The following is an 18,314-nucleotide window of genomic DNA, read 5'->3' as shown; positions in this document are numbered from 1 at the left end:
CAATTATATGAAAACAGATACTATATTTATTTATACTGATGTAATAAGTGGTAAATAGAACCAATCATTCCTGCACAATTGCCGCTTTGTGCAAGTTTAATCTCACAATTACTATAAATCTCTTGATTTAAGTATGTTCCTATCTCTTTCTTCACTTCATTTAAGAAATCATCTCCTCTTTCAGTAATTCCTCCACCAATAATAATTATTTTCGGATTAAAAATATAAGCAAGGTTACTAATTCCAATCGCCAAATGTTTAAAGAAAATCTTCACGGCTTGAGTAACACCGCTATCACCCTTATCATATAATTCGAAAATTGTTTTACCATCCCACTCCTTTTCCCCTTTATATCTTCGTACAAGATGAATTAATCCCGAAATTGAGGCAACCTCCTCAAAAGTATTCCCTTCTATTAACATGTTCCCCCATTCCCCAGCGCCAAACGAATGTCCACGGTATAACTCCCCATTTATAACAATTGCTCCACCAATGCCCGTTCCAAGCGTAAGCATAATAAAATCGCTTTCTCTCCTCCCTGTACCTTTCCATTTCTCGCCTAAGGCTGCACAATTAACATCATTTTCAATAGATACAGGAACTTTTAATGCTTCTTGTAATCTCTCAACAATAGAAATATTAGCATAACGCGGAATATGATCCACACCTCCCGTTATCACTCCTTTATCAATATCAACAATTCCCGCTGTACTAATACCAATTCCGGAAATAGTATGTTCAGTCATTAACTTTTTTGATAAATATATAAGCTTTTGAACAATTTGTTCCCCGCCCAAGTGAATTTCTGTTGGGACCTTTTTATGCATTAGTACTACCCCTATTTCTGAAACAATTCCATATTTAATTTGCGTACCACCAATATCAAATGCAATATATTCTTTCATCCGTTGCCACTTCCTCTACTGTTATGAGTATAAATTCTCCATCACTCTACTATTTGCAAAAAATTTACATTAACTCTTTTCTCCCTTTAGAAATACACCACCTTTTTCTATATATAGTTTTTTTTGCATAAAACTCTTTTTCCTATGAAATATTACGAAGGTGTGTATTTTAGATGGAACAATAATTTTTTCTTCAGGAGGAAAACAATGACAAAAATCTTCATTTTAGCATCAACACTTTCTTTATCCTTTTTTAGCGGCTTAAATATTGGTAGTGCTGCAACTGAAAACTTCAATCCAATAACAAACGCTATTGTACAAAACAGTGATCATTTAGCAGAAGGAAACTCAAAAGATAATAATAAACCTCCAGGAAGCAACGGTTCTCAGGACGATAGTGGTTCTGGCGGCAATGGCTCTGGTGGCAACGGTTCTGGCGGTAGCGGCTCTGGTGGCAACGGTTCTGGTGGCAACGGTTCTGGTGGCAACGGTTCTGGCGGTAGCGGCTCTGATGGCAGTGGTTCTGGTGGTAGCGGCTCTGGTGGCAACGGTTCTGGTGGTAACGGTTCTGGTGGCAACGGTTCTGGCGGTAGCGGCTCTGATGGCAGTGGTTCTGGTGGCAACGGTTCTGGTGGCAATGGTTCTGGTGGCAATGGTTCCGGTGGTAGCGGCTCTGGCGGTAGCGGTTCTGGTGGCAACGGTTCTGATGGCAGTGGTTCTGGTGGCAACGGTTCTGGTGGCAGTGGTTCTGGTGGTAGCGGTTCTGGTGGCAACGGTTCCGGTGGTAACGGTTCTGGTGGCAACGGTTCTGATGGCAGTGGTTCTGGTGGCAATCGAGTTAAGGGCGATAGCAGTTCGCAAGATGGCAAAGGCTCTCAAGAGGGCAATCGAGTTAAAGGTGATAGCAGTTCACAAGGTGGTAACGTAAAAGATAATGCGACAAAACAAGGTGATAAGTTACCTACTACTGCAGCGCATTATCCTGCATCTATTTTAATGGGACTTTCAACATTCCTAATTGGTATGCTATTGTTTATTCGCCGTAAAAATGCAAAATAAAGACCAACATCCTTCCATCTAAAAAATACATGAAACCAATATAAAACTAAAAAGGACTTTGGATTGCAGTTTATTATGCAACCCAAAGTCCTTTTGGCATCTATCAGAAAGAGTATTAATATGCTTTTCCCCAATAGACCATGTGCTTTGCTTCTTTACTACAGCAAATACATTCGTCAGCTAAATGTTCTTGTTCAAAAGGCATACAGCGTGAAGATACTCCAACTTCTTCTTTTAGTTTCTCTTCACAAGCTAGTTCTCCACACCACATCGCCTTAATAAACCCTTGCTTTTCATCAGCTGCTTTTTTCATCTCTTCGAAATTCGTCACACTATACGTATTCTCATCGCGAAATACTTTTGCTTTATTAAATAAAGAATGATGAATTTCCTCAAGTAATGATGGAATACGTTCTTCTAATTGATCCATTGCTATAAATTCTTTTTCTTTCGTATCTCGCCTTACAAGTACAACTTGATTCTTTTCAATATCCTTTGGACCAACTTCTAATCGAATTGGAATTCCCTTCATTTCATACTCATTAAATTTCCAGCCCGGTGTTTTATTGCTAGCATCTATTTTTACACGCGCAACCTTCTGAATACGTCCTTGTAACTCTGTTGCTTTTTCTAACACACCTTCTTTATGCTGAGCAATAGGTACAATAACAACTTGTACTGGAGCGACTTTTGGCGGCATTACAAGTCCGTTATTATCGCTATGGACCATAATAAGTCCACCTATCATTCTCGTTGATACACCCCACGAAGTTTGGTGTACATATTGCCACTTACCGTTACGATCTAAAAACTTAATATCAAATGCTTCAGAGAAATTCGTTCCAAAGTTATGAGATGTTCCTGTTTGAAGTGCTTTTCCATCATGCATTAAACTTTCAATCGTATAAGTTGCCTTCGCTCCTGCAAACTTTTCTTTTTCTGTTTTTTGCCCTTTAATAACCGGAATCGCTAAATACTCTTCACAAAAAGCAGCATATAGATTTAAAATATTTAATGTTTCAATTTGAGATTCTTCCGCCGTTTCATGAATCGTATGACCTTCTTGCCATAAAAATTCAGTTGTACGAAGGAATGGTCTCGTCGTCTTCTCCCAACGAACTACTGAACACCACTGATTATATAACTTTGGTAAATCATTATATGATTGAACAATTTTTGAAAAATGCTCACAGAACAAAGTTTCAGATGTAGGGCGTACACAAAGCCTTTCCGCTAACTTTTCATCCCCACCATGAGTAACCCATGCTACTTCAGGAGCAAATCCTTCAACATGATCTTTCTCTTTTTGTAATAAACTCTCTGGAATAAACATTGGCATGTACACATTTTCATGACCAGATTCTTTTAATTTTTCATCCATCACTTTCTGCATATTTTCCCATAATGCATAACCGTATGGACGTAAAATCATACAACCTTTCACACTTGAATAATCAACAAGCTCCGCTTTTTTTACAATATCGGTATACCACTGAGCAAAGTCTTCTTCCATCTTCGTAATGGCTTGTACTTGTTCTTTTACCATAGTCATTCTTCCTCCTTTAGAAAATAGAAAAAGCCCGCGTCCCCAAATAGGGACCGAGCTTTGTCGGCGTTACCACCCTGATTCATACACAAAAAAATTGAGTATGCTCTCTTTTTGATAACGGGAATTTCCCGCTGCATATGCAGAACTCAAAGGTAGGTTCCATATCGTCTTTTAAGAATCTTCCAGCCAAAAGGATTCTCTCTCTGCAAAAAGGTAAGACATGTACTATTCCTTTTTCATCGTTATAACGAAATAAATTTGTTGAATATCATAATATAAATTCCACTCCAAAACAAGAGTGAATTTTCTTTTTTTTATACATTCTTTTCAATTCTTACTGTTTTATACATAACTTTTCCGAACTATTTTTACAAGTTGATGAGCAATCATACCAATAAGTGTACCAATTAAAACGAAGAAACAAATAAATCCATATCCCATTCCTTCCCATCCACCAATAGCAATCATTGTTACAGGAAAGAAGGCTAAACAAAGAAGTACTAAACTAAGTGCAAATATAATATCAAACTGTTTGTCTGGAAAACGTTTCTTTAGTAAATATGACATAAAAAATACAAGGAGAATCGTGACTCCACCAATGATGTAAAAGATACCAAATCCATCTAACCAATCCACCGTATTCCCTCCTTCCATTCATTCCCTTATACTTATTATATGTTTAATTTTTCTGAAAATAAACAATAGAATTTTATTCGAAAATATATTTTTATTACCAGGTATTAATAGTAATATATAAGAATAGGTTTTATATAATCAGGAGGGAAACTTTATGGATAAAGCATTAACAAATCACGTCATTATTTTATCTTTCGACTGCTTATCAGCTTTAGATTTTCCTATATTACAAAAACTACCTAATTTCCAAACTTTAATAAAAAAGGGCGCGATTGCGAAAAAAGTGGAGCCAATTTATCCTTCTGTAACATATCCAAGCCACTCAACAATCGTAACCGGTAATTATCCTAATAAGCATGGCGTTGTCAGCAATACATTACTTCAACCAGGACGTGAGTCACCAGATTGGCATTGGTATCGAAAGTCCATTAAAGGAACAACTTTATATGATGAAGCACGCAAAGCAAATTTAACGACAGCAGCCCTTCTATGGCCTGTTACTGGAAGAGCAAATATCGATTACAATTTACCAGAAATTTTTCCAAATAGACCGTGGCAAAATCAAATTTTAGTTTCATTATTTAGCGGTAGCCCGCTATATCAATTAGATTTAAATCGTCGTTTCGGCCATATACGAAATGGATTATCACAGCCTGAGCTTGATGATTTCGTCCTTGCTTCTGCCGTACATACAATCCATACGAAAAAGCCTAATGTGATGTTTGTACATTTTACTGATTTAGACACTCAAAGACATTACCATGGCTTCGAGTCCGAGGAAACAGTAGCTGCAATCCATAGACACGACGAACGCCTCGGAAAAATTATTCATGCATTAAAAGAAAGCGGGATATACGAAGAGAGTACAATTATTGCTCTTGGCGATCATAGCGCTTTAAGTGAAAACAAAGCAATTCAATTAAATGTGCTATTTCATCAAAATGGGCTTATCTCTATAAATTCAAAAGGGAAAATAGTAGATTGGAAGGCCTATTGTCAAAGTTGCGACGGGTCTGCCTATGTATATGTGAAGGACAAAAACGATACAGATACAATCCGAGAAGTACAACTACTTCTTGAAGAATTGCTTCAAAATAAACAAAACGGAATTGAATTTATCCTTCATGATGAAGATGCGAAGGAATGCGGTGCAGATGGTAATTGTTTATTTATGTTAGAAGCACAAGAAGGGTATTATTTCACTGAAAATTATACAGGAGATTTTATAAAAGACATTGTTCAAAAAGATGTTACTCCTAGTAAAAAATATACATTCGGAACTCATGGATATTCTCCAACAAAACCTAACTATGAAACAATTTTTATAGCTGCTGGGAAAGGTATAAAAAGCGGCGTTACAATCCCGTATATGAGACTTATTGATGAAGGTCCTACTATCGCTAGATTACTCGGTTTGCACTTAGGTGAAACAGACGGAGCGATTGTAGAGGATTTGCTTCAATTGTAAAGAACTGTGTATATATGTAAAAGTTATGTAAAAATCACCACTGTTTCTCTTTTTACAATTTTTAATTTTGTACACTGTTAGTAGAACAAATTTAAGGGGGAACATTATATGAAAAAAATGTCCAGACAAGAAAAAAGCTGGATATTATACGATTGGGCGAACTCGGTATATTCGCTTGTCATTACAACTGCATTATTTCCAATTTACTTTAAAGCAGCTGCAAAAGAAGCCGGACTATCTGGAGCAACTTCAACAGCCTATTGGGGATATGCAAACTCATTCGCTACACTTTTAGTTTCTATACTTGCCCCTATTCTCGGCACGGTTGCTGATTATAAAGGATTTAAAAAACGCTTTTTCACATTCTTCTTTGGGCTCGGTATCGTATTTACAAGTATGCTAGCAGTTGTTCCAACATCTCAGTGGTACTTATTATTAGGGTGCTATATGCTCGCATTAGTCGGTTTTGCCGGAGCAAATATTTTTTATGATGCATTCTTAGTAGATGTTACTTCTAAAGATAGAATGGACCAAATTTCTACAAGAGGATTTGCCTTAGGTTATATTGGGAGCACAATTCCTTTTATCGGTTGTATTGCTCTTATCATTCTTGCTCAAAAAGGGACTATCCCTCTATCAGTCGGCATTGCTAGTCAAATTTCCTTCGCGATAACAGCTCTTTGGTGGGGGTTATTTACAATTCCAATGCTCAAAAACGTAGAACAAACACACTATATCGAACGCCATCCAAGACCAATTGCAATGAGCTTCAAGCGCCTTGCTGATACGTTTAAAAATATTAAAGAATACAAAACTGTATTTATGTTTCTAATCGCTTACTTCTTCTATATTGACGGAGTTGATACGATTATCACCATGTCTACAGCTTACGGAACGGATCTTGGGATTAGTGCAACTAATCTATTAATCATCTTGTTTGTAACACAAATCGTTGCTTGTCCGTTCGCTTTATTGTATGGAAAACTCTCGGAAACATTTACCGGTAAAAAAATGCTATATGTTGGTATTATTATTTATATCATTATCTGCACATATGCTTATTTCTTAAAAACGACACTTGATTTCTGGATTTTAGCAATGTTAGTTGCCACATCTCAGGGCGGGATTCAAGCATTAAGCCGTTCTTATTTTGCAAAGCTAGTACCAAAAGAATCTGCTAATGAATTCTTCGGATTCTATAATATCTTTGGTAAATTTGCAGCCATTATGGGGCCAGTATTAGTTGGGGTTACGACTCAGTTAACTGGAAAAACAAACGCTGGTGTACTTAGTATTATCATACTATTTGTTATTGGTGGCATTCTGTTAACAAAAGTGCCTGAACAGGATACTCCTGTTACACCACCCAATCCAAAAGCTAAAACGCTATAAGAAAAAGATCCTCTTCAAACAAGAAGAGGATCTTTGTTTATTTTTATCGATAACGTCTTACAATTAAAGACTCTACAGCTTATACAAAAATAGTTTATCAACAGTTGTTCCTAATACTTCCGCTAAACGAAAGGCTAACGCTAAACTTGGATCATATTTATTGTTTTCAATTGCATTTATCGTCTGTCTTGATACACTACACTTATCAGCTAATGCACCTTGTGAAATATTATTTTCAGTGCGCAATTCATAAATTTGATTTTTCACACCATTTCTCCTAACCTGTAAAATCGTTTTTACAACATCAGTATATAATTGGCTCATATAGTTGTCAAAAGATCCCCATAGAAAAAAGGAGCAAATATGCTCCCTTACAATAGCTATTTCGAAGCTAATGAATTCGTTAGTTCCTCTTTATTAGCAACAGCTTCTTTATTTATTTGCATACGTAAAATCGGACCTATCGCTAATAAAATAAGTGACATTGCTATACAAAATACAATAACTAGTGAAGTCATTTCCTTCAACCCTCCAGCTAGAGAAGTGCCAATTAGCATAGCTCCCATAAACAGCGGTAAAATTGTCCCATTCACTCTGCCAATCATATTTTCTGGTACAAGCTGAATCATAAGTGTACCGACAACGATATTAACACAAGCTAAACAAATCCCTGTTCCAAATCGCATAAAGCTAGTAATCCAAAACGATGTAGACAGCCCTTCTACTAAAAATGATATTGCTAATATACTCATCCCGAATACAAACATTTTTTTCGGATTTACTTTTGAAGTGAAAATTGCCGCAACAATACCACCAATTAACATACCTATTCCATCAGCTGCTGCTAAATATTGAACAGCTTCTTTTTCCATGCCTAAACGTTCGATTACAAGGAATACTTCTAATGGGGTCGTTAATCCAACTGCTAAACCAATGATTGTAAAAGTGATCGTAATCATACGTAAATTTTTCGTATGAAGAACGTATTTCCACCCTTCTTTTATATCATTTTTTAATGACTCTCTCACTGCTGGCTCTTGTTCAACCCATTTTGGTAAAAATGAAAGGGCGATAGCAGATAACGAAAATAAAATGATTAAACTATATAGTGACGTAAATAAACCAAGTTGTGTATATACAAGTGATCCTACGACTGGCCCGAAGATCATAAACAATGACTGTAGTGTTTGGTTAAATGCAATCGCATTTGCTACCTGTTCTTCCTTTACATATCGCTTAAATATGCGTGAAGATGACGGCTGAGAAAACTGACCTACAATTGCAGAAACGAGTGTCGCAAAAAATATGGCCTGCCAATAATCGACCTTTAACAATAAGACAATTCCTATAATAGACAGTACACTTAACACATCTCCAGCAACCATTGTTCTTTTCGGATTCCAGCGATCTGCTAATGCACCACCAATAAATGAGAAAATAAAAATAGGTGCATATTCCATGACTGATAATAGTGATACTGAAACTGGATCATTATTCGTCCTCTCCATTATGAAATACAGTAGAGCCATGTTTCTAATCCAAATTGCAAATTGCTGTAAAATATCAGATGCCATAACGAGCATAAATGCTCGATTTTTAAATAAAGCTTTCATTTTCATCCCCCTCTTTATAAACCGACCGTTCGGTCTAGTTTATTTTATAAGAAAAGCTGCTGATTTATTATTCAGCTGCCATCCCTTTTAACAATACATCTATTGCCTTTTTATAAATACGTTTTAGCTCGCTATAATCTAGCTCATAGTAAAGCACTCCAAGCCCTGATAATAAGCCATTTACAATATACATCAAATCGCGCGTATTTTCTTCACGAAACTCTCCAGACTGTATGCCTGTTTCGATTAATCGCTCAACCATAACATATGATTCTCTAGTTAAAGCTAACAGTTCATCTAGAATCTCTTTACTTACAACTTGGCTCATAGAAAATTCCTCTATTGCATTCGAAATAGGTTGTTGTATATCTTCTACATAATATTCAGCGAGACCATATAGCTTTTCAGTACTAGTACTATACAACTTCTCTTTTTCATTCCATTTTTCAAGCCAATCATATGTATGCTGTTTCACTACAAATAAAAATAATTCTTCTTTACTCTTAAAGTGGTAATAAATACTGCCTTTACTTCGCCCTGTAATTTCACAAATATCTTCCATAGATGTGGCTGCATAACCCTTTTGTGAAAACAGACTTTCTGCTTTATATGCGATTTCCTTCTTTATTTCTTCTGCGCTTTTTCTCATATTCACACCTCTTTAAACCGACCGTTCAGTCTAATATTAACAAATAAAAAACCTCAATTGCAAGAGGCTGGATTCCTTATTTAAGAAAACACACTTTCAAACCACGTTTGAATCATATGTATTGTTCCAAATTTAAATACTGGTTTGACGAGAAATACCCCTCCCGCAACTAACAAGAATAATACTACTTTCCCTTTGTTTTTTACTTTCAGTTCCCTTCCCCTTAGTGTGTTAAAAATATTAATCAAACGTTTGTTTAACTGTTTTTATGCATATGTAAGCCAACTAATCAAACGTTTGTTTAAAAAAGAAATACGCCTATATAAGGCGTATTTTCATCAATCACCGCCGCCACCGCAGCTACCTCCACTATCTCCACCGAAAGAACCGCCACAATCATGTGAACCACCATCGTGCGAGCTATCATTATCCGATCCAGCAAAGAAAAATAATGGTGACGAGCTGTTCGACGAATTATGTATGTTATTTTGTTTCGTAAGGTTTACCTTCTTTTTGTTTGATCGAACTGCTGTTACAATTGTTCCAACCACAACAAATAATAGTATGACAATAATAAATTCCATATAAAAACCTCCCTTAATTCTCTAATAGTTGAATCGTTCTCTCTAAATTTTCAAGTGAAATGAAGCGTGATTCACGAAGAATCTCTTTTCCATTATAAAATAATAAAATTGTTGGCCCTGTAAATACTGCATATCGCCCTGCAACCTCTTGCATGTCTTGTAGCAATATCTCTATTTTCTCTACATAATCATAATTCTCTAATACGTAATTTACTTTCCTTAACATGACATCACAAACACCGCAATTTTCCGTTTTAATAAACAGAAGTACTACTGGTTGTTCTTCAATATATGTCGCTAATTCTTCTATCGTTTCAAATTTATTCATTTTATCCCTCTTAGCGTAATTTACGAAATACTTTACCCCGCATTAACGGGCAGTAAGACTCTCACCTCAAAATTCAGCTGGAGCGAAGAAGTTAGATGAGAGGTCAACTGCCCGTAAATGCCCGATTGGTGAAGGCTAATAATCAGTGGAGGATGAGCCCCCTCCACTGATTATAGTTTCACTTTATCTTGATACATACGAAATGCTGAACTATCTTTAATCTTTCTCTTTTCCATTACCTGCTGAAAACGCAGCGTTTTTGCTGTTAACTCTTCTTGTAATTTTTTCTCTCTACTTCATCATAACAACAAGCGATTAAATCCTCTATTTTTAATATATCTTTTTGTAGTTCCATTTCTGGTGGAATCATACCCGCATTTTTTAAAATTTTATAACTCATTCTCAGTTCTGGAGGTACCATTGAAAGGTCTTCTAATTGTAGTGGTTTTCCTTTTCCCGGAATATGATCAAGATCCCCATTCCGTATTGCTTGTCGAATTTTTTCTTCAGCAATGTTCAAAAACACATCCACACCATTCCCTCCTTTACATATTTTTACTATTATTTTACATGAAATTTTATTATCTTGCTACGCCATTCAAGATTGACTTCAAATTTCCCAGGCTACAATTAGTAGTCAAACAAATAATCATTATAAAATTACTAATCAACAAAAAAACGGTGATACCCCTTCTCTTCAAGCAATGACAAAAACACAAGATCCCGCCAAACTTTTAATTTTAGGGAAAAATAAAAACAAATATAACGATAACCTATTATAGTTATATTCAGTTTATAATATGAAGTTCCTGTGAAGTTCATCTGAATTTTACATGAATTTCCTTTAAGCTCTATTGTCTTCCCATCTTAATCACCTTATCCTTTACATATAGGAATTATTTTCATTCCATTTCAAACTATCTATATATATAAAGAAAGATAGTGGCCTATTAGGGAAAGGCATCTAGTATTATTATAAATATAACAAAAGAAAAAGCACTCTTATGTAAGAGTTCTCGAAAATCATGTTAATCATAGAGAAAAGGCATTAGCTTTTATGAGCTAATGCCTTTTCTTTATGATTATTTTTCAACGTTCCATTCTTCTATGTTCCATATCTTCGTTATCCACGCTTCATAGAAAGAAGGCTCATGTGAAACAATTAAAACCGTTCCTTTATATTGTTGTAACGCTTCCTGCAAAGCCTTCTTAGTTTCTATATCCAAATGATTAGTCGGTTCATCTAAAATTAAAACATTACTTTTCGTTACGATAAGGTCACATAATCGCACTTTCGTTTGTTCCCCACCGCTTAATAAACAAATAGGCTTTAATACGTGTTCTTCTTTCAACCCACACTTCGCTAATGCTTGACGCACTTCTTTCTTTGTCATGTCTGGCCGTTCTGTCCAAACTTTCTCTAATGGCGTTATTTCCGAAGCGAACTCTTCCTGGGCAAAATAAGCAGGGGTTACTCGTTCCCCAACAGAAATTGAACCGCTTAGTGGTTTTATTTGACCTAATAACGTTTTTAACATTGTCGTTTTTCCGATCCCATTATGACCAACAATGGCGATTTTCTCTCCTTTTTTCACTTGCAAATCCAATTCTGGAAATAACGGATCACTATACCCTATCCTTAGTTTTTCAGCCTGCAATATACAACTCACTGGCTCATTATAAACATTAAAAACAAAACGGGACCGAGGTACATGATTAATCTTTTCAACCTTTTGCATTTTCTCCAGTACTTTCTCTCGGCTTTTTGCTTGCTTTGCTTTTCTAATTTTATTTTTTTGAATAAAAGTTTCTAAATGCGCGATTTCTTTTTGTTGCTTCACATACGCCGCTTGTAATTGCTTCCTTTGTAGCTCGTAATTCCGTACAAAACTACTATAATCACCTACGTAGCGCTTTACCTTTCGTTCTTCTAGATGATAAATAACATTCGTAATACTGTTCAAAAATACTTCATCGTGCGAAATGATAATATAAGCTTTTTCATACATTCGTAAATACGATTGCAACCACTCTATATGTGCTGTATCTAAATAGTTTGTTGGCTCATCTAACAATAAAACATCAGCTTTTTCTAAAAGAAGCTTTCCAAGTAATAACTTCGTTCGCTGACCACCACTTAATTTTGAAACGTCCTTCTTCATCCCTACTTCAAATAACCCTAAACCCGTTGCCACTTCTTCAATTTCTGTATGAATTTGATAAAAATTAGAGCCCTCTAATCTAGCTTGTAGTTCTCCATATGTTACTAACAGCTTTTCTATTTCTCCTTCTGTCGCCATCTCTTCTGTAATTTTTAACATCTCACGCTCAATTGCGTATAAATCAGAAAATGCACTTTGCAAGTACTCTTCAATTGTTATACCTTCTTGCAAATCTACATGTTGCTGTAAAAAACCAATTTTCACATGTGGAAACCATTCAATTTTCCCATCATCATGTATGAGCTCTCCTGTTAAAACCTTTAATAACGTAGACTTTCCAACTCCGTTTTTACCTACCAAGCCAACATGCTCGCCCTTTAATAATCGGAAGCTCGCATTATATAAAATGGATTTTTCGCCATATGAATAACCTACATTTTCTACTGTTAATATACTCATTTTTCTCTCTCCTTTACTTATCATCCATAAGCTAAATAGAGAGACCAACAGTATAAAGCCTTATTTAATTGTGCATATAAAAATGGGTAAGGTGAATACACCTTACCCATTACATATTATCGTAAAAAAGGATTAAGGTTCTTTACCTGCTGTCTTCAATTTAGCTTATTTGTTAAAAATGGGCAGACTTCTCCCGTCTTAAGCTAAAACCATTTGAAGAACAGTTGATAAAGTCATTTTATCCTTTCACTCCTTTAACATTTGTTATATTAAGAGTATAAACTACTCTGTTATATTCTATTCTCTATTTTTTCTTTTGTTCCTTCTCATTCTTTTCATTTTCTATAAAAAAAGCTCTTACCAGCAATTATCTTAAAATCTGGTAAGAGCTTTTTCTATTTTTTCATATAAGGAGCTAATACTCTCAAAATTTCTTCCTTATCCTTCTTTAACTCCAGTGACGTTAACATATCCATCGTTCGAGGACGAGGTAATTTCACTTGCACCTCGCCGACAATTGATGCTGGTCGTTGAGATAAAATAAATACGCGATCAGAAAGCAAGATGGCCTCATCTAAGTCATGTGTAACCATAACGATTGTTTGCTTTTCTTGATGCCAAGAATTTAAAAGCCAACTGTGTACTTCCATTTTTGTAAAGGCATCTAATTTTCCAAAAGGCTCATCAAGTAACATAATTGGTTTTTCACATAAATATGTGCGAAGAAAACTAATTCTTTGGCGCATACCACCAGACAGTGCATCTGGATAATGATCCGCATATTCATCTAGCTCAAACTGCTTTAATGCTTCCATTCCTTCTATTAACCTTTGTTTTTTAGGTTTCCCTTCAATCTCCAACGGAAGAACAATATTTTGTAAAGCCGATCGCCACGGTAATAATAAATCTTGTTGCGGCATATAGCTTACAGCATCTTGTTTTTTCACATGTTCCTCGTTATAAAATACCTCTCCGCTCGTTGGTTCTTCGACACTCGCGATCATATTTAACAATGTGCTTTTCCCGCAACCACTTGGACCTACAAAAGAGACAAACTCTCCCTCCTGTATAGAGGCACTAATATTTTCTAATACATTCTTTCCATCGAAAGATTTCACAATATCTTTTATTTGTAATCCGCTCATTTTTCACTTGGAAGGAATTCATTTGTAAAGGCATCTTTTACATCGATTTTCTTTTTAATAACTTTGTTGTCATATAAGAAATTCATGTAATTCGTCCAAACTTCTTCCTTCTGTACTCCCCACGCTTTTGCATCATCTTGATACTTCATACTTAGCCACTTTTGACTTTCTTGTACTAATTCTTTATTCACATCTGGAACAGCTTTAATTAAAATATCAGCAGCTTCTTTTGGCTCTTTAATTGCGAAATTATAACCTTCTGTCGTTGCAGTCATAAACTTTTTCACAAAGTCTTTATCTTGCTTCGCATGCTTTTCACTTGTAATAATGACTGGACTATAAAAATCAAGCGCCGGATCTAGATCCTTCACCATAATTGTGTTTAACTCTTTTCCTTGACGCTTCGCTTCAATGCCGTCCCATCCATAATAAATCCATTCAAAGTCTGCATCACGACCGATTGATTTGAAGAAGTCTGTTTGTCCAAGAATAATTTTTTCGACTTTGTTAAAATCAGCTTGATGTTTCTCCATAATCGTTTTTAACATCGCTTCTTCTGCAGGTCCTCCCCAACCGCCGTAACGTTTCCCTTCAAAATCTTTCGGTGACGTCATATTATCTTTTTTTAGCGATGCAAAAGCTGAAGTATTATGCTGAATAATCGCCCCTACAGACACAACTGGGATCCCTTCAACACGAGCTAGTGTTACATTTTCCTGTGCACTTATTGCAAAGTCTGCTTTCCCAGAAGCAATCATCTGCTCTGCTGTTACATTATCACCAGGCTGGATAATTTCTACATCAAGCCCTTGCTTTTTATAATAATCTTTCGTTTGCGCTACATATAAGCCAGTATGATTCGTATTTGGAAACCAATCTAACACTACTTTTACTTTTTGGTCTTTACTTACACTTTCTTCTTTCTTCGCCGGATTACACCCAGCCACCCCTACTGCTAATAAAGCAGCTAACATAACTTTTAAACCTTTTTTCATTTCCTGCCGTCCTTTCTATATATCCATGGTGCTGTTATTCTTGCCATAAACTCCACGATAAAATACAGGCATAATGTCAACATGACGATAATCGCTGCAACACCAAATACTCGGGCAGTTAAAAAGGATTTTGTAGCTCTCGTAAGCATAACCCCTAACCCTTCACTTGCACCGAGCCATTCTCCAATAATTGCCCCCATTACGCTATATGTAACTGCAATTTTTAAGCCTGAGAAAAAGTATGGGAGCACTGCTGGAAACTTTACTTTTTGGTAAACTTGCCATTTCGTTGCCTTCATTGTTTGCAACAATTTCAACATGTTTTTATCTACCGTTTGAAACCCTTCTAAAATGCTAAGCGCAATTGGGAAGAAACAAACGAGTATGACGACCATTACTTTCGGCAACATCCCATATCCAAACCAAATAATAAATAACGGTGCAAGTACAACGATTGGAATTGTTTGCGAAATAACGAGCAACGGGTTTATTAAAATACGAAATAAAGGTATAACGTCCATAAGAATTGCAATGCTCGTCCCAAGTAAAATCGCAAAAAACAGTCCGATTATAACTTCCTGCAGTGTTTGCATCGTATTTGGTAATAATAGATCTTTCATTCCAATTAACTCTTGAACAACGGCCGAAGGCTTTGGTAAAATCCATGGCTCAATTTTAAATAATGAGACAGATCCTTCCCATATCACAATGAGAAGGATAAGCCAAATAGTTGTAATAAGTTTAGATTGCTTCTGGTTTTGCATATTCATCACGGTACTTCCAAACTTTTTCGTCAATCGTTACGCCCGTACTTGGACGATAGTGAATTTTAATAGAAGTGATCACTTCTTCTGCTCCAGCATCGACGCAAGCTTGTTGCGCGCGTTTAATGACGTCAAGAAGTACATCTAATTCTCCTTCCAACGTTGTTTCCATTGCCCCTACTTCATAACGAACTCCCGACTGTTGTACAACTTCAATTGCTTTATCAACAACGGAATACACATCTTTATTCTTCGCTTGTGGTACTACTGAAAATGAAATTGTAACTTGTTGTGACATAATAAAATCCCCCTTACAAAATATGGTTTCAAAAAAAGAAAAGGCTTTCCTACCATGTAGGAAAGCCTTGTATACAAGTTATTCTATAATAACTTATGCTACATCACTTTAAAGTAACTCCCTACGCTGGCATTATCCAGATCAGGTTGAGGGTCGATGTATACTTACATCCTCTCAGCCAATTGGCTCCCCGGTTCTTAATTCGTTTTCATTGTAGCATGATTTATTTTATTGAACAAACAAAAGCGTACATATCATTTCATTATTTTCGGAAAATATCCAACTTCTTCTGTCTCTACTTTTATTTCTCCCTCAATTCGAGCTAATCCGTATATCGTTCTCTCGTTAAAGAAATCTTGAATTGTTAAATGTGGAAAATCTTCTTTTAATAACGCTAAAGCTCTCAATACTTTTAATAAATGTACACCAATCTTTGAGATTCCTAATACATCAATCCAAGCTTTCGCTATTCTTTCTTCAACTTCATTAGACGGTGTATATTATGTTATTAACTTTTAAATTCTCCTATTAACTCTTGTAGCTCCTGTGAAAGCCAACTTAAAGAACTAGCTAATTCAGCAATATCTTGTACAGACATTTCCTGTTCTTTCATACTTTCTTGAACATTACTACTACTATTCGCATACTTATTTGTGATAAGTGATAGTTCATTTACAACACGAACAATATTTTGGCTATTTTGCAATATATCATTTGAATTGCTAGAAACAACTCTAACTTGATTGGTAACAGTTTGTGCTGATTTCGAAATTTTTTCAAAGAAAGCACCACTACTTTCAACAAGTTTAATTCCTGATTCTACTTCTTTTGAAGCTTTTTGCATTGAAACAACAGCTTCTTCCGTTCCAGCTTGTGTTTCCCCAATTAATTTTGCTATATCTTTTGCTGATGCTTCCGTCTGCTCTGCTAATTTACGCACTTCATCAGCAACAACGGCAAATCCCTCTCCAGTTTCCTCAGCACGTGAAGCTTCAATAGTAGCATGTAAAGCTAACGAATTAGTTTGATTTGAAATATCTGTAATTACTGTTACAATATCACTAATTTCTTTTGATCTTGTTTCCAAAGAATAAATAATAGAAGATAAATCTTGTACTGCATTTTGTATTATGTTCATTTGATTAATCGTCTGTTCAATAACACTATTTCCTTTTACTGAATAATGCTCCATACCTTCAGACTCTTTCGCCATTTGTTTTGCAGCATTCGTTATCTCTTCCATCTTATCTTCCATTTCATATACAATACCTAAATACTGTGGTACTGAAGTTTCTTGTGACTGGGCGCCAGCTCTTAACTCAACCATAGAACTTACGATTTCTTGAACTGCCATGCTATTCTCTTTCGTACTCACTGACAATTCTTTTGAAGATGAGGAAACCTGTTCTGCTGTCTGCTTCACTTTATCTATAATTCCTTTAAACTTCTCGATGGTATTATTAAAATACGCATTAATAATACCAATATCATCTGTTCTTTCCTCTAATTTAATACTTAAATCACCTTCACCGACTTTGCGCAACCCTTCACGTAAATCCCGCAATGGAGCAAGTGCGTTACGTACGATTAAGAATTGAATAACAGTTGCAATTAAAACAGAAATACAAATAAACATTAAACCTTGTATAATGAATTTCCCCTTTGTAATAGGAACAATAGAGGCATCTACATCGGCTGCAACAATTGCCACAATATTATCTTCTCCATCTTTAATTGGCTCTAATATCGTTACCCATGATCCTAATGCGTCTTCATATACTACTGTCATGTTTGCTTTTTTCGTGCTCATTACCTTATCATATGCTTTCATCCAAAGATCTGGTTGTTTATAATAGTCCCCCGGCTTTACTTCAACAACATTTGCTAAGTCTGTAGACAAGTCGACGATTTGTAACTCACCTTTTTCATTTTCTTTTGCTCCAACAATATACGTTTGTCCAACACTGTTCAATTCTTCCGTTGATTCATCTAATTTCTCTGTTAACTTCTCTCTCTTTTCTCTTTCTGCCGTTGGATCTTTTGCAACATCTCTCACTATTTCTGCGTCTAATTTATGTAATACCGTATCTCCTGTTTCAAAAGAATGCCTTTCGAATATAGACATCATACTATTTTGAAACATGTTAAAACTTAACGCCCCCATACTACCAACAAGCGTCAAAATAACTAATACAGTTAACAATACATTCTTTTGAAGAAACGATAACTTATGCCAATATTTTTTCATTAACTTCACCTTCCCTAATATCTCCAGCAAAAAAAAAACAAAATATAAGAATATTTTGTT

18 protein-coding genes, 2 pseudogenes, 1 riboswitch and 1 other annotated feature are annotated in these 18,314 nt (G+C 35.6%); of the genes and pseudogenes, 3 read left to right on the top strand and 17 right to left on the bottom strand.

Annotated features, from left to right (window positions below; translation table 11 throughout):
• Positions 1 to 26: 26 nt before the first annotated feature.
• Positions 27 to 905 carry an ROK family protein gene (locus tag EXW56_RS02290; RefSeq protein ID WP_215557900.1) on the bottom strand — a complete coding sequence of 293 codons (879 nt, stop codon included), beginning with the start codon at positions 903 to 905 and terminating at the stop codon, positions 27 to 29.
• A 207-nt stretch (positions 906 to 1,112) separates the two neighbouring features.
• On the opposite strand from EXW56_RS02290, the gene EXW56_RS02285 reads away from it, so the two are divergent.
• Positions 1,113 to 1,964, top strand: a complete 852-nt coding sequence (locus EXW56_RS02285; protein ID WP_215597156.1) for a cell wall anchor protein — start codon at positions 1,113 to 1,115, stop codon at positions 1,962 to 1,964.
• 115 nt (positions 1,965 to 2,079) lie between these two features.
• Here the strand turns inward: EXW56_RS02285 and proS are convergent, their stop codons facing one another.
• A complete protein-coding gene (gene proS, locus EXW56_RS02280) occupies positions 2,080 to 3,510 on the bottom strand; it encodes a proline--tRNA ligase (protein ID WP_002201888.1) in 1,431 nt (476 codons plus the stop codon).
• Positions 3,511 to 3,555: 45 nt separating this feature from the next.
• Positions 3,556 to 3,762: a binding site (T-box leader), on the bottom strand.
• Between the two features lie 93 nt (positions 3,763 to 3,855).
• Positions 3,856 to 4,149 carry a YesK-like family protein gene (locus EXW56_RS02275; protein WP_080013753.1) on the bottom strand — a complete coding sequence of 98 codons (294 nt, stop codon included), beginning with the start codon at positions 4,147 to 4,149 and terminating at the stop codon, positions 3,856 to 3,858.
• Between the two features lie 154 nt (positions 4,150 to 4,303).
• Between EXW56_RS02275 and EXW56_RS02270 the strand changes: the two genes are divergently transcribed.
• Both EXW56_RS02270 and EXW56_RS02265 read left to right on the top strand, forming a co-directional pair.
• Positions 4,304 to 5,617 (top strand): alkaline phosphatase family protein, encoded by a 1,314-nt coding sequence (locus EXW56_RS02270; protein ID WP_098988257.1) that lies wholly within the window; start codon positions 4,304 to 4,306, stop codon positions 5,615 to 5,617.
• A gap of 108 nt (positions 5,618 to 5,725) precedes the next feature.
• Positions 5,726 to 7,009: an MFS transporter gene (locus EXW56_RS02265; RefSeq protein WP_215597155.1), complete on the top strand. Its 1,284-nt coding sequence runs from the start codon at positions 5,726 to 5,728 to the stop codon at positions 7,007 to 7,009.
• A 72-nt stretch (positions 7,010 to 7,081) separates the two neighbouring features.
• On the opposite strand, the gene EXW56_RS02260 is transcribed toward EXW56_RS02265, so the two are convergent.
• From EXW56_RS02260 to EXW56_RS02195, 14 genes and pseudogenes are all read right to left on the bottom strand, one after another.
• Positions 7,082 to 7,333, bottom strand: a complete 252-nt coding sequence (locus EXW56_RS02260; protein WP_000081045.1) for a helix-turn-helix transcriptional regulator — start codon at positions 7,331 to 7,333, stop codon at positions 7,082 to 7,084.
• Positions 7,334 to 7,389: 56 nt separating this feature from the next.
• On the bottom strand, positions 7,390 to 8,622 hold the full coding sequence (locus EXW56_RS02255; RefSeq protein ID WP_002201892.1) for an MFS transporter: 1,233 nt from the start codon (positions 8,620 to 8,622) through the stop codon (positions 7,390 to 7,392).
• Positions 8,623 to 8,689: 67 nt separating this feature from the next.
• A complete protein-coding gene (locus tag EXW56_RS02250) occupies positions 8,690 to 9,271 on the bottom strand; it encodes a TetR/AcrR family transcriptional regulator (protein ID WP_002201893.1) in 582 nt (193 codons plus the stop codon).
• 80 nt (positions 9,272 to 9,351) lie between these two features.
• Entirely contained in the window at positions 9,352 to 9,510 is a 159-nt protein-coding gene (locus EXW56_RS02245; protein ID WP_215558591.1) for a histidine kinase, read from the bottom strand.
• A gap of 99 nt (positions 9,511 to 9,609) precedes the next feature.
• Positions 9,610 to 9,855, bottom strand: a complete 246-nt coding sequence (locus tag EXW56_RS02240; RefSeq protein WP_000394369.1) for a hypothetical protein — start codon at positions 9,853 to 9,855, stop codon at positions 9,610 to 9,612.
• 13 nt (positions 9,856 to 9,868) lie between these two features.
• Positions 9,869 to 10,183: a thioredoxin family protein gene (locus EXW56_RS02235; RefSeq protein ID WP_002201894.1), complete on the bottom strand. Its 315-nt coding sequence runs from the start codon at positions 10,181 to 10,183 to the stop codon at positions 9,869 to 9,871.
• Between the two features lie 170 nt (positions 10,184 to 10,353).
• Positions 10,354 to 10,715, bottom strand: a pseudogene (locus tag EXW56_RS02230) (DUF1992 domain-containing protein).
• Positions 10,716 to 11,265: 550 nt separating this feature from the next.
• Entirely contained in the window at positions 11,266 to 12,804 is a 1,539-nt protein-coding gene (locus tag EXW56_RS02225; RefSeq protein ID WP_215597154.1) for an ABC-F family ATP-binding cassette domain-containing protein, read from the bottom strand.
• Between the two features lie 395 nt (positions 12,805 to 13,199).
• Complete coding sequence (locus EXW56_RS02220; protein ID WP_002201897.1) at positions 13,200 to 13,949, bottom strand: ABC transporter ATP-binding protein; 750 nt, start codon at positions 13,947 to 13,949, stop codon at positions 13,200 to 13,202.
• Positions 13,946 to 14,944 carry an ABC transporter substrate-binding protein gene (locus tag EXW56_RS02215; RefSeq protein WP_002201898.1) on the bottom strand — a complete coding sequence of 333 codons (999 nt, stop codon included), beginning with the start codon at positions 14,942 to 14,944 and terminating at the stop codon, positions 13,946 to 13,948. The genes EXW56_RS02220 and EXW56_RS02215 overlap by 4 nt, the downstream gene beginning before the upstream one ends.
• Entirely contained in the window at positions 14,941 to 15,714 is a 774-nt protein-coding gene (locus tag EXW56_RS02210) for an ABC transporter permease (protein WP_002201899.1), read from the bottom strand. Before EXW56_RS02210 ends, EXW56_RS02215 begins: the two co-directional genes overlap by 4 nt.
• Positions 15,686 to 16,006 (bottom strand): MTH1187 family thiamine-binding protein, encoded by a 321-nt coding sequence (locus EXW56_RS02205; protein WP_000082898.1) that lies wholly within the window; start codon positions 16,004 to 16,006, stop codon positions 15,686 to 15,688. The genes EXW56_RS02210 and EXW56_RS02205 overlap by 29 nt, the downstream gene beginning before the upstream one ends.
• Positions 16,007 to 16,107: 101 nt before the next feature.
• Positions 16,108 to 16,209: riboswitch (TPP riboswitch) on the bottom strand.
• Between the two features lie 78 nt (positions 16,210 to 16,287).
• Positions 16,288 to 16,500, bottom strand: a pseudogene (locus EXW56_RS02200) (hypothetical protein); the annotation flags it as partial.
• A gap of 14 nt (positions 16,501 to 16,514) precedes the next feature.
• Positions 16,515 to 18,254 carry a methyl-accepting chemotaxis protein gene (locus EXW56_RS02195; protein WP_215557881.1) on the bottom strand — a complete coding sequence of 580 codons (1,740 nt, stop codon included), beginning with the start codon at positions 18,252 to 18,254 and terminating at the stop codon, positions 16,515 to 16,517.
• Between the last annotated feature and the right edge of the window lie 60 nt (positions 18,255 to 18,314).

It is taken from the genome of Bacillus mycoides (assembly GCF_018742245.1).
In the GTDB taxonomy this organism is placed as follows: Bacteria; Bacillota; Bacilli; order Bacillales; family Bacillaceae_G; genus Bacillus_A; species Bacillus_A cereus_U.
The sequence above is the reverse complement of the archived record's forward strand: the minus strand, read 5'-3'. Positions and strand labels throughout refer to the sequence as shown.

Excerpts from the sequence above, each read along its gene's own strand:
- EXW56_RS02290 (WP_215557900.1), bottom strand. The coding sequence starts at position 905 with ATGAAAGAATATATTGCATTTGATATTGGTGGTACGCAAATTAAATAT.
- EXW56_RS02285 (WP_215597156.1), top strand. The coding sequence starts at position 1,113 with ATGACAAAAATCTTCATTTTAGCATCAACACTTTCTTTATCCTTTTTT.
- proS (WP_002201888.1), bottom strand. The coding sequence starts at position 3,510 with ATGGTAAAAGAACAAGTACAAGCCATTACGAAGATGGAAGAAGACTTT.
- EXW56_RS02270 (WP_098988257.1), top strand. The coding sequence starts at position 4,304 with ATGGATAAAGCATTAACAAATCACGTCATTATTTTATCTTTCGACTGC.
- EXW56_RS02265 (WP_215597155.1), top strand. The coding sequence starts at position 5,726 with ATGAAAAAAATGTCCAGACAAGAAAAAAGCTGGATATTATACGATTGG.
- EXW56_RS02260 (WP_000081045.1), bottom strand. The coding sequence starts at position 7,333 with ATGAGCCAATTATATACTGATGTTGTAAAAACGATTTTACAGGTTAGG.
- EXW56_RS02255 (WP_002201892.1), bottom strand. The coding sequence starts at position 8,622 with ATGAAAGCTTTATTTAAAAATCGAGCATTTATGCTCGTTATGGCATCT.
- EXW56_RS02250 (WP_002201893.1), bottom strand. The coding sequence starts at position 9,271 with ATGAGAAAAAGCGCAGAAGAAATAAAGAAGGAAATCGCATATAAAGCA.
- EXW56_RS02240 (WP_000394369.1), bottom strand. The coding sequence starts at position 9,855 with ATGGAATTTATTATTGTCATACTATTATTTGTTGTGGTTGGAACAATT.
- EXW56_RS02235 (WP_002201894.1), bottom strand. The coding sequence starts at position 10,183 with ATGAATAAATTTGAAACGATAGAAGAATTAGCGACATATATTGAAGAA.
- EXW56_RS02225 (WP_215597154.1), bottom strand. The coding sequence starts at position 12,804 with ATGAGTATATTAACAGTAGAAAATGTAGGTTATTCATATGGCGAAAAA.
- EXW56_RS02220 (WP_002201897.1), bottom strand. The coding sequence starts at position 13,949 with ATGAGCGGATTACAAATAAAAGATATTGTGAAATCTTTCGATGGAAAG.
- EXW56_RS02215 (WP_002201898.1), bottom strand. The coding sequence starts at position 14,944 with ATGAAAAAAGGTTTAAAAGTTATGTTAGCTGCTTTATTAGCAGTAGGG.
- EXW56_RS02210 (WP_002201899.1), bottom strand. The coding sequence starts at position 15,714 with ATGAATATGCAAAACCAGAAGCAATCTAAACTTATTACAACTATTTGG.
- EXW56_RS02205 (WP_000082898.1), bottom strand. The coding sequence starts at position 16,006 with ATGTCACAACAAGTTACAATTTCATTTTCAGTAGTACCACAAGCGAAG.
- EXW56_RS02195 (WP_215557881.1), bottom strand. The coding sequence starts at position 18,254 with ATGAAAAAATATTGGCATAAGTTATCGTTTCTTCAAAAGAATGTATTG.